Origin of the sequence: Pseudoselenomonas ruminis (assembly GCF_008271295.1) — a bacterium.
Lineage (GTDB): Bacteria > Bacillota > Negativicutes > Selenomonadales > Selenomonadaceae > Selenomonas_A > Selenomonas_A ruminis.
On record NZ_VTOY01000027.1, the window covers coordinates 1 to 10,141 of the forward strand.

The window sequence follows — 10,141 nt, forward strand, 5'->3', positions numbered from 1 at the left end:
GCGAGACGTCCGATGGGGCGTCTTTTTTATTTGTTATTTTTTAATGATATATTGCAGGGTTTTTTCTGTCCATGTGGAATAAGAATAGAGCAGAGACTATTACCGAATGTTATTTGGCTGGATGTGGCCAATGTGTTTAAGATGGGGAGGAATATAAATGGCAGAGGATACTAAGAATAGAGAAGACATAAATGCGAAATTGACGTCTTCTATTGAGGAGATTGCTTCGTCGACGCAAACGGTTTATGAGGCAGTTGAGCAGGTAGCTAAGAGTGCAAGTGCACTGGCTAAGGCAGGCCAGGAGTCGGTTGAGCAGGCAAAATTCCTGCAGGAGAAAAATGCCGATACGATTAAGGTCATCGACTTTATTACGAACATTGCCGGCCAGACGAATTTGCTTGGCCTTAACGCAGCAATCGAGGCTGCTCGTGCTGGTGAGCAGGGCCGTGGCTTTGCTGTCGTTGCCGAAGAAGTCAGAAAGCTGGCGGAGCAGTCCCGTGAAGCTACGGAGAAGATTCAGTCGACGCTTAATGAGATGAACAAGGCGGTTGAGGGAATTTCGAAATCCATCGAGACGACGGGTTCCATCAGCGAGGAACAGGCTGCCTCTACCGAAGAGATTACGGCTAACCTTTCCCGCGTAACGAAGGCTGCTGAGGACCTCAAGAAATACGTGGAAAGCCTTAACTAATGATGTTATCGCAAGGCGCTTCGAAAGAAGCGTCTTTTTTTTCTAAAAAGGTGTTGACAAGCAGGGGCTTTATCCGTATAATTATGTCTTGTGAGTGACGTATCAGTTGATTCAGTTTAGACTAAGCAATTCATATTCTGCTCACCTGGTTCACTAGCTCAGTTGGTAGAGCACCTGACTTTTAATCAGGGTGTCCCGGGTTCGAATCCCGGGTGAGCCACCATTTGATTTTTCCTAAATTTATTATATAGCTGGCCCGGTAGTTTAGTTGGTTAGAATGCCGCCCTGTCACGGCGGAGGTCAGGGGTTCAAGTCCCCTTCGGGTCGCCACTATTGCCTTTGTAGCTCAGTTGGTAGAGCAGGGGACTGAAAATCCCCGTGTCAGTGGTTCGATTCCGCTCGAAGGCACCACTTGTAATTAAAGACCTTAGGTACAATGTACCGAGGTCTTTTTGTGTATTATAGCTTTTATTGGGAGAGATGATTATGGAAGCATTATTGGCTTCGTTTCTGGTCGTTTTTCTTGCTGAAATGGGGGACAAGACGCAGTTCCTCGTTATGGCATTTACTTCCAAATATGATTGGAAACAAGTTTTTGCCGGAATGTCGCTGGGAATAATCGTAGTGCATTCCTGGGCAGTGGCGCTCGGCGCATTAGCTGGTGAACTGATTCCGGCCAATCTCATGCAGATTCTGGCCTCGTTGATTTTTATCGGTTTCGGTGTCTGGACGCTGCGCAGCGACGATGAGGAGGAAGAAGAGGCGCATGACTCGCGTTTTGGGCCATTGTTGACGGTGGCTATGACCTTTATCGTGGGCGAAATGGGCGACAAGACGCAGTTTGCGGCAATGACGATGGCCGCTCAATACGAGGGCGCCTGGATGGCGGTGCTTTTGGGGGCTGTTCTGGGCATGATTGTTGCTGACAGTTTGGGAATCCTGGCTGGTGCCTTGCTGCATCGCCGTCTGCCGGCCCGTCAGATGAGACTTTTGTCAGCGGCAATATTCCTGCTGTTTGGTGTGGCTGGTCTGGTAAAAACAGTGCTCTAAACGGGACGTTTGACTATGGCAAAATTTTAACAATCGCGTTATAATAGCGATGGTATTTCGATTTTGATGTGAAGAAAGGAAGATTTCGTAGCGATGGAACAGTTTTCGACGTTGTTCTTGGATTTTATTGCTTCTTGGGGCTATGTGGCAGTTGCCATTCTGATGGCGGCAGAGAATGCCTGCATACCGATTCCCAGCGAGCTGATTCTGGGATTCGCCGGTTACCTTATCTTTGCTGACCAGATGACGTTTGCCGGAGCTTTGACGGCAGGTATGGTCGGCGGTATGGCTGGTTCGATTTTTGCTTATGTTGTCGGCCATAAAGGCGGACGCACCTTTGTCGATAAATACGGCCATTATTTCTTTATTAAGAAGAGCCACGTGGATATTGCCCAGAACTGGTTTGATAAATACGGTCTTAAGGCGGTGTTCTTCAGCCGCATGCTGCCGGTTGTCCGTACCTTCATTTCGCTGCCGGCTGGTTTCGCGCATGTTGATATTAAAAAATTCCTGACGCTTACCTTTGCCGGTTCGCTACCCTGGACGGCGCTTATCTTGGCGGCAGGCATGATGCTTGGCAAGAGCTGGCAGGTTATGCTGGGCTATGGTCATACGGCAAGTCTCGTCTTTGTGGGTGTCTGTGCGGTGGTCATTGTTGTCATGTACATCCGTCATCGCCGAAAAAAAAACGCCCGTGAGCGCGTGATGGTCAGCGAGGACGCCGAATAAACAAAAATCCCATTTCCGGTTGCGGAAATGGGATTTATTTATTTGAGCAGAAAGAACAGGAGCGGGAAGATTACCAGCAGAAAAGCGGTAGTCGTTATGACGAAGGAAGAGATGGTAAGGCCGACGTTTAGTTCGTAGAGTTTGGCGGTGAGGACGGCATTGATAGCGGTGGGACAGAAGGCTAGCAGAATCAAAGTGCCACGAATGATGGGAGCGGTTACAAATAACTGGGTCAGTCCGACGAACAGCAGTGGCGTAATGAGAAAGCGCAGGGCAACGAGGCTGCGCGTCTGCCGGGCATAATGACGTACCTGTTTGAAGTCGATCAGGAAGCCCACCGGCAGCATGGCAATCCAAGCGCCGATATGGACAAGGCTTTGGAAGAGCGGTGCCAGGACAGCCGGGCGCTCGACGCCGGCGGCATTGAGGGCAAAACCCGCTATCATGCCGACAAGGCTCAGCTGATTCAGGGAGAAGAACATCTCGCGCAGGCTGTGAAGACGGCTGGTCTTGCGGCGGGCTGCGGTGTGCTTGAGATGATAATACTGTGCCAACGGGAAAACGATAAGGCAGAGCAGAATGTTTTGGCAGGTGCCAATAAGCTGGGTATAGGCAAAGCCTTCTTCGTTGTAGAGGATGAAGGCGCAGACGCCGCCGAGGGTGCCAAGGTTGGCCAGCATAGCGCTGGCAACGTAAGCGCCGCGGTCAAGCAGGTTGTCGACGCGGCGGGCAAATAACAGATAGCCAAGCAGACCTGGTGCCAGGACGAGCAGAAAGCCGAAAACTGGTATGAGCAGCAGACTCCAGGAAAGCGGCAGTACCCAGAAACTCAGCAGTGAAAGTACTGTGTAGACGCAGACCACGTTAAAGCGGATTACTTTGTTCATGGTATCATCGGAAACGAGCCGGTGCGCATGCAGGTACCAGCCAACAATCAGTGGCAGCAGCAGGTCGGTAAAGACGAAAATGATGCGGAGGTTTATACCTTCCAAATGGTTCACTTCTTTCCTATAGAATTTTTATAGTATAAATCCTAACATTAAAAGCAGTTTCTGTAAAATGTGGAGGAAAAAAGGCAAATCAACGAAAATATCCTTGCTTTCCCTTCCGCTGCATGGTATAATTTTCTAGTCGTGAGACAAATAATGTTTTGAGTTGAAATAATATTTCAACCTCTGCTCCTGTGCGAGCAGGAGCCAAAGACCAAAGAGGGAGGTGATTTCGTGAGAAAGTACGAAGTCATATTTATCGTTAAGCCGATGGAAGAGGAAGCTACGAACGCTGTCATCGACAAGTTCACCAAGATCATCACGGAGAATGGTGGTACGATCGATAAAGAAGATCGTTGGGGTAAGAAACGTCTTGCCTATGAGATCAAAGACTGCACGGAAGGCTTCTATGAGCTGCTCTACGTTACGGCTGAACCGGCATGCGTTGCTGAGTGTGAGCGTGTAATGAAGATCACTGATGATGTCCTGAAGCACATGATCGTAAAATCTGAAGAAAACTAATATTCCATATGCCAGGGAGGTTTTGCCATGAATAAGGTTATTTTGGCCGGTCGGCTTACGCGTGACCCCGAGGTCCGTTACACGCAGAGCGGCAAAGCCGTTGCTTCGTTCACCGTTGCGGTGGATCGTCGCTTCGGCCGCAAAAATGCGGATAATAACCAGCCAACGGCGGATTTCATTCCGGTAGTTGTTTGGGAGAAATTGGCAGAGATTTGCGGGAATAACTTAATCAAGGGAAGCCAGGTGCTGGTCGAAGGTCGCTTGCAGGTCCGCACGTATGACGCGCAGGACGGTTCGAAGCGCTATGTGACCGAGGTTGTCGCCAATGAAGTTGAGTTCATGGGTTCGCGCCCGCAGCGCGAAGGCGGCTTCCAGCAGGGTGGTTTCGCCCAGGGAGCTCCGGCTCCGGCAGCACCGGCAGACAATTCTTTTGGCCCGGCCATCCCTGACGAGGACATCCCATTTTGATAGGAGGGAATTACTTTGATGAGACGTGACAGAGGCAGAAGACCTCGTAGAAAAGTCTGCTCTTTCTGCGTAGACAAGGTCGAGCATATCGACTATAAAGACGTTGCAAAACTCCGCCGCTTCATTACGGAGCGTGGTAAGATTTTGCCGCGTCGTATCTCCGGCAACTGCGCTAAACATCAGCGCCAGGTTACCGTTGCAATCAAACGTGCACGCAACATCGCGCTGCTGCCGTTCACTGCAGAGTAAGAGATTTTCAGGGTGCTGTACTAAGGTACAGCACCTTTTTTCTATAACGAGGAAGAAGATTTATGCAGAGTCAAATTGAGACGGCTATGCGGATTTTTACGGACCCACGGCATTTCAAACTGCGGCTTTTTCTCGAAGGCAATATCATTGGCATTTTTACCGGGCTGGTCATAGCGTTGTTTCGCTATTTGCTGGAGTTGTCGGAACGGTATACGCCGCTGCTTTACGGCTGGCTGCGGGACAATCCGGGATGGATTCCTGCCTGGGGGGCTGGGCTGATGGTTATTGGTTGGCTCCTTTACCGGATTGTCAAATGGGATGGCATGACATCAGGGTCAGGTATCCCGCAAATCAAGGGCATTTTGGCTGGTAAAATGGATATGAATTGGGCACGGGTGTTAGTGTTGAAATTTACCGGTGCCGTGCTCGGAATCGGTGCGGGCCTTTCGCTTGGCCGCGAGGGGCCAAGTGTCCAGCTCGGCGCTTGTGTCGGACAGGGCATAGGCCGCATGACGCATCGGTCTTTTGCGGAAAATCACTATATGCTGACAGCTGGCGCTGGAGCTGGTCTGGCGGCGGCATTTAATGCGCCGCTGGCGGGGGTGATGTTTTGTCTTGAGGAACTCACCAAGAATTTTTCGCCATTCGTGCTCATGGGAGCCATTGCGGCGGCGGTAACTTCGACAACAGTCACGCAGTATTTTTTCGGCATGGAGCCGGTCTTTCACATGGGCGATATTCCCGTAGTTTCCACTGGCAGTATTTACCTGCTGTTAATCCTGTTGGGAGCTTTCGTCGGTGTACTGGGGCTGGCGTTTAACCGCCTGCTGCCCCAGGCTTTGGATGGTTTTGCGGCAGCTCCGCTGCCGCCTTGGGCTAAACCGATGGTGCCGCTTTTGACGGCTGGCGTTTTGGGCTTTGTCCTGCCAGCCGTCCTCGGTGGTGGCAGCCGGCTGGTGGATTCGCTGGTGGTTACGGATTATTCGCTCTGCTGGCTGGTAATTCTCCTGCTCGGAAAGTTTTTCTTTACGATGCTCTGCTTTGGCTCGGGAGTTCCGGGAGGAATTTTCCTGCCGATGCTGGTGTTAGGCAGTGTTGGTGGGGCGATATTTGCCAAGCTGGCGGTTTTCTTTGGCCTCATGGAGCCGGTATGGACCGTCAACTGCATTATTTTTGGCATGGCGGCCTATTTTTCATCGGTGGTCAAATCGCCAGTTACTGGTGCGGTGCTGATTATGGAAATGACGGGATCGTTTGACCACATGCTGGCGCTGATTCTTGTTTCTATGACGGCGTATCTGGTGGCCGACCTCACCAATGGCGCGCCGGTTTATGATATGCTGCTGAACCGCAGTCTGGCGCTGCGGGCAAGGCTGGAAGATGCCATAAAGCATCGCCGCATCATGAGTGAGGTCATTGTCGGAATGGGAAGCCTGCTCGATGGTGCCTGCATCCGTGATGTCAAGTGGCCTTCGGGTTCCCTGATTGTCAATGTCAACCGCGCGGGTGAGGATATGGCGCCAAATGGAGACCTTTGCCTGACAGAAGGCGATTATCTCTATATTTTAAGTGATGATATTCATAAGAGCAGCTTAGAGCTGCTGGCCGCTGAAAAGTCTACTTGATAATTTTAAATAGATTTAGTACAATAGTCGTACAACAAGAACAAACAATAAACATGGTTTCTAGGAAGATTATAGGAGTGATTGTCCGATGTTTTTGGAAGAACGCCAAGAGATTATTCTCAATATGCTTGCACGCGATGGCAAGGTCCGTGTCCGTGAGCTCAGTGAGAAGTTCAAGGTAACGGAAGACTGTATTCGAAAGGACCTGGGTGCGTTGGAGAAGAAAGGCAAACTCAAACGTACTTATGGTGGTGCTGTCCGCATTCGTGAAAATAGCCATATGGTTGAAGTCAGCAAACATCGCAACACGGATGTTGAAGCAAAGCAGCGCATCGCTCAGGCAGCTGTAAAACTCATCCATGAGAAGGATATGGTATTCCTCGATATTTCTACCAGCAACCTGGCAATTGCGGAACTGTTGGTAAAAATGGACCAGGATATCACGGTTGTTACGAATATGATTGATATTCTTGTAGTTCTCGCCCGCAATCCGAAAATCCGCGTGGTATTCGCCGGCGGTAAAATCAACAAGAGCCGCGATGGTTTCTGGGGCGGCATGACGCTTGATTTCATCTCGCACCTCAAACCGGATATCGCTTTTGTCGGTGCAGTAGGCGTTGATGTCAAAGAGAACAGTGTCTCCACTTACGATATCGATGATGGTATCAATAAGGCATCCATCATCCGTCACAGCAAGAAGGCTTATGTTGTCGCTGAGGCCCGCAAGCTCAGCACGGATGGCAACTACAATTACACGTCGCTCGACACGCTTTCCGGCTTGATTACGGATACGCTGCCGGCTCGTGATATTCAGGATGCTGCGGATTCTTACGGGGTGGAGATTATCCTGCCATGAAAATCGACTTTCCTGCGAGATTGAGCTGGGAAAGTTTTCATACGGTAATGATGAAAGGACTGAAGGTATATGCATTTTACCTGGCAGTCCTTTCCCTTTTCCGGCTCTTTTTTATTTTTATCCTGCAAGGTTATTTGGGACCAGCCAGCGGCACGGATGATATCCTGCTGGCGCTTTGGCGTGGCAGCAGGCTGTCGATGCAGACGGCGGGGGCGCTGGCATTGGTAAGTCTTGTGCCGTCCCTGTTTTTGCATTACTTAATCCCGAAGCTGGAAATGCTCAGCTGGCGCGTGTTAAATGGCCTGCTGCTATCTGTGCTCAGCATTCTCTATGTAGCCAGCTTTCCTTTTTATCGTCAGTTCCGCATGAATTTCAATCAGATGATTTTCAACGGAGCTAACGACGATATCTATGCGCTGTTTATTACGATGATTCAGCAGTACTGGCTGCCAGTCCGGTTGGCAGGGGCACTGCTGCTTGCTTATGGTCTCTGGCGCTTGCTGATGGCCTGGCTGTCCTGGACGCCGGGGGAAAACTTCCTGCGGTCGGTGCGCCTGCCATTGGCGCTGCGGCTGGTGGGACGTCTGGCCTTCCTGGCGGTTGTATATCTAGCGGCATTGCTTGGCATATTTGGCGGCAGTCTTGGCTGGCAGACAGCCGTGGATTGGGAAAATGCCGGTGTGACCAAGGACGAGTTTCTTAATGAAGCCATTCTCGATAACCCGCAGGCCATTTATCGGGCCTGGAATCTCAATCATCGCATGCTGGCCTGCAATGGCCTTGACTTTACGGTGGAAGATATCCGCAATTTGGCAGCGACGCTGTCGGGACGCCAGCCGGACAGTGATAATCTGGATGTGTATCTGCAAAAAACGGCAGGCGGGGCGCAACTCGAGCGGCCTTCGCATGTGTTTGTGATTCTGTCGGAGAGCTTTGCTAATTGGCCATTGCTCGACAAATACCAAAACATCCCGATTTCGCAAGGGATGCGCGCCTTGCTGGCGGAGGAAGACAGTGATTACTGCCCGACGTTTTTGCCCAATGGAGCCAGCACCGTATCAGCTGTTACGGGCGTGGTTACCGGCTTTGCCGATGCCAATCTGTATTTGACGACGATGCCGGAATCATTTAAGGAGCCGTATGTGACTTCCAGTGCGCCGCAGATGGAAAAGCTGGGGTATACGACAAACTTCTGGTATGCAGGTCCCGCCACATGGGAGCGCATTGGCGCCTTTACGCAGGCACAGGGCTTTGATCACTTTTACAGCCGTGGTGATTTTGGCGATGTTCCGGGCAGTGTCTGGGGCTGCGAGGATGAATACCTCTATGAGCATGTGTTAAACGGCCTGAGCGATGCGCCGAGTTTCAATGTGATTCTCAATGCGTCGAATCATTCGCCCTATGATGTCGATGTCGAGGCAAAGGGCTTTGACAAGGAGGCTGTACGGGCGACACTTCCGCCGGAGGCTCAACAGGACGAAGAGCTGCTGCGCGAACTCGGTCATTACTGGTATGCCGACCGCGAGCTGGCCAAATTCGTGAAAGCCATTAAAGCAAAATATCCGGATAGTCTCATCGTCATCGTCGGCGACCATGGCGATCGGTATAATATCGATAAGACACCGTCGACTTATGAGCGCTATGGTATTCCGTTCATTATCACGGGCAAAGGCATCCATAAGGGAACTTTGCTGCCTGATTCTGCTGGCAGCCAGATTGATATCATGCCAACGATTTTTGAACTCATAGCCCCGAAGGGCTTCCACTATATGTCCGTGGGTTCGAGCCTCACAACGGTGAACCGCCGCGGTGTCAACTACGGTTTTTGGATCACCCGGCAGGCCATCGGCAAGGCCGATACGGTGCCGCTTATGCCCGAATCGTTAAATGGTGGGGAAGCGCCTGTTATTGACGACCAGGTCATGCAGGATTACATTAACGCCGTGCGCAGTATTTCCTGGTGGCGTCCGAAATATGGGGCTGTCCTTGACGCATCACTATTGGAAGGGCGGGAGTAAATGATTTCTTTGCAAAACTGCAATCTGTGTCCGCGCCAGTGCGGGGTGAACCGGCTGGAGTCGACTGGTTTTTGCGGTGCGGGGGCAAAGGCACGCATTGCATTAGTTTCCCTGCATCCCTGGGAGGAACCCTGCCTGGTGGGGGAAAAGGGCGCAGGGACGGTGTTCTTTTCCTATTGCAATCTTCGCTGCTGTTTTTGCCAGAATCATGATATCAGTCATGGCGGCAAGGGCGAGGAAGTGACGGATGAACGCCTGGCAGAAATCTTTTGCGAGCAGCAGGCGCGTGGCGCGGCTACGCTTGATCTCGTTACGCCGACCCATTATGTGCCGCAGCTTATCCACGCGTTGGATATTGCCAAGGGATTGGGGTTCTCGCTTCCGGTGGTCTATAATTCGGGCGCGTATGACTCGGTGGAGACTATCGATGCCCTGCAGGGCTATGTCGATATTTTCCTGCCGGATTTGAAGTATGTAGCCTCAGAATCGGCAGCGGAATATTCGCTGGCACCGGATTATTTTGTGCGGGCCGCGGAAGCGATACGCAGGATGGTGGCGATTGCCGGGCCGATACAGTTCGACGAAAGCGGGCGAATGACCCGCGGGGTGCTCGTGCGTCACTTGGTTTTGCCGGGGCACCGTCATGAGAGCATGAAGGCAATCGACTGGCTCTGGCAGGAGTTTGGCGATGCCATTCAAATCAGCCTGATGAACCAGTATACGCCTATGTACCGGGCGGCCGAGCATAAGGGCATGAACCGGAAACTCACGACGTTTGAATATGAGTCGGTGGTAGACCATGCCGTGGAACTGGGGATTACCAACTGTTATGTTCAACAGGGGCAAACGGCCTCGGAAAAGTTCGTGCCGGATTTTAACGGTGCGGGGGTAAAACGAATATAATTAGAAAGACCATGTTGACATAAAAACAGCATGGTCTTTTT

11 protein-coding genes and 3 tRNA genes are annotated in these 10,141 nt (G+C 51.2%); 13 read left to right on the forward strand and 1 reads right to left on the reverse strand.

Annotated elements, in window-relative coordinates:
* Positions 1 to 157: 157 nt before the first annotated feature.
* From FZ040_RS13615 to FZ040_RS13640, 6 genes are all read left to right on the forward strand, one after another.
* Positions 158 to 691 carry a methyl-accepting chemotaxis protein gene (locus FZ040_RS13615; RefSeq protein ID WP_033171236.1) on the forward strand — a complete coding sequence of 178 codons (534 nt, stop codon included), beginning with the start codon at positions 158 to 160 and terminating at the stop codon, positions 689 to 691.
* Positions 692 to 838: 147 nt separating this feature from the next.
* Positions 839 to 914, forward strand: a tRNA-Lys gene (locus FZ040_RS13620).
* Between the two features lie 30 nt (positions 915 to 944).
* Positions 945 to 1,021: transfer RNA gene (locus FZ040_RS13625), tRNA-Asp, on the forward strand.
* A gap of 5 nt (positions 1,022 to 1,026) precedes the next feature.
* Positions 1,027 to 1,102, forward strand: a tRNA-Phe gene (locus FZ040_RS13630).
* A 75-nt stretch (positions 1,103 to 1,177) separates the two neighbouring features.
* Positions 1,178 to 1,741: a TMEM165/GDT1 family protein gene (locus FZ040_RS13635; RefSeq protein ID WP_149172511.1), complete on the forward strand. Its 564-nt coding sequence runs from the start codon at positions 1,178 to 1,180 to the stop codon at positions 1,739 to 1,741.
* Between the two features lie 93 nt (positions 1,742 to 1,834).
* Positions 1,835 to 2,470, forward strand: coding sequence for a DedA family protein (locus FZ040_RS13640; RefSeq protein ID WP_149172512.1), 636 nt, complete (start codon positions 1,835 to 1,837; stop codon positions 2,468 to 2,470).
* A 38-nt stretch (positions 2,471 to 2,508) separates the two neighbouring features.
* Here the strand turns inward: FZ040_RS13640 and FZ040_RS13645 are convergent, their stop codons facing one another.
* Complete coding sequence (locus FZ040_RS13645; RefSeq protein WP_365690133.1) at positions 2,509 to 3,471, reverse strand: AEC family transporter; 963 nt, start codon at positions 3,469 to 3,471, stop codon at positions 2,509 to 2,511.
* 222 nt (positions 3,472 to 3,693) lie between these two features.
* Between FZ040_RS13645 and rpsF the strand changes: the two genes are divergently transcribed.
* The 7 genes from rpsF (at position 3,694) to FZ040_RS13680 (ending at position 10,100) form a co-directional block, all read left to right on the forward strand.
* The gene (gene rpsF, locus FZ040_RS13650) at positions 3,694 to 3,981 is read left to right on the forward strand and encodes a 30S ribosomal protein S6 (protein ID WP_033171239.1); all 288 of its coding nucleotides are present in this window, start codon (positions 3,694 to 3,696) and stop codon (positions 3,979 to 3,981) included.
* Positions 3,982 to 4,008: 27 nt separating this feature from the next.
* Positions 4,009 to 4,449, forward strand: coding sequence for a single-stranded DNA-binding protein (locus FZ040_RS13655; protein WP_074515984.1), 441 nt, complete (start codon positions 4,009 to 4,011; stop codon positions 4,447 to 4,449).
* 18 nt (positions 4,450 to 4,467) lie between these two features.
* On the forward strand, positions 4,468 to 4,698 hold the full coding sequence (gene rpsR, locus FZ040_RS13660; protein ID WP_014425267.1) for a 30S ribosomal protein S18: 231 nt from the start codon (positions 4,468 to 4,470) through the stop codon (positions 4,696 to 4,698).
* Positions 4,699 to 4,760: 62 nt separating this feature from the next.
* Positions 4,761 to 6,323 carry a ClC family H(+)/Cl(-) exchange transporter gene (locus FZ040_RS13665; RefSeq protein ID WP_149172514.1) on the forward strand — a complete coding sequence of 521 codons (1,563 nt, stop codon included), beginning with the start codon at positions 4,761 to 4,763 and terminating at the stop codon, positions 6,321 to 6,323.
* Between the two features lie 88 nt (positions 6,324 to 6,411).
* Positions 6,412 to 7,179, forward strand: coding sequence for a DeoR/GlpR family DNA-binding transcription regulator (locus FZ040_RS13670; protein WP_033171242.1), 768 nt, complete (start codon positions 6,412 to 6,414; stop codon positions 7,177 to 7,179).
* The gene (locus FZ040_RS13675; protein WP_149172515.1) at positions 7,176 to 9,197 is read left to right on the forward strand and encodes an LTA synthase family protein; all 2,022 of its coding nucleotides are present in this window, start codon (positions 7,176 to 7,178) and stop codon (positions 9,195 to 9,197) included. Before FZ040_RS13670 ends, FZ040_RS13675 begins: the two co-directional genes overlap by 4 nt.
* A complete protein-coding gene (locus tag FZ040_RS13680; protein ID WP_149172516.1) occupies positions 9,198 to 10,100 on the forward strand; it encodes a radical SAM protein in 903 nt (300 codons plus the stop codon). It begins immediately after the preceding gene.
* Positions 10,101 to 10,141: the final 41 nt, after the last annotated feature.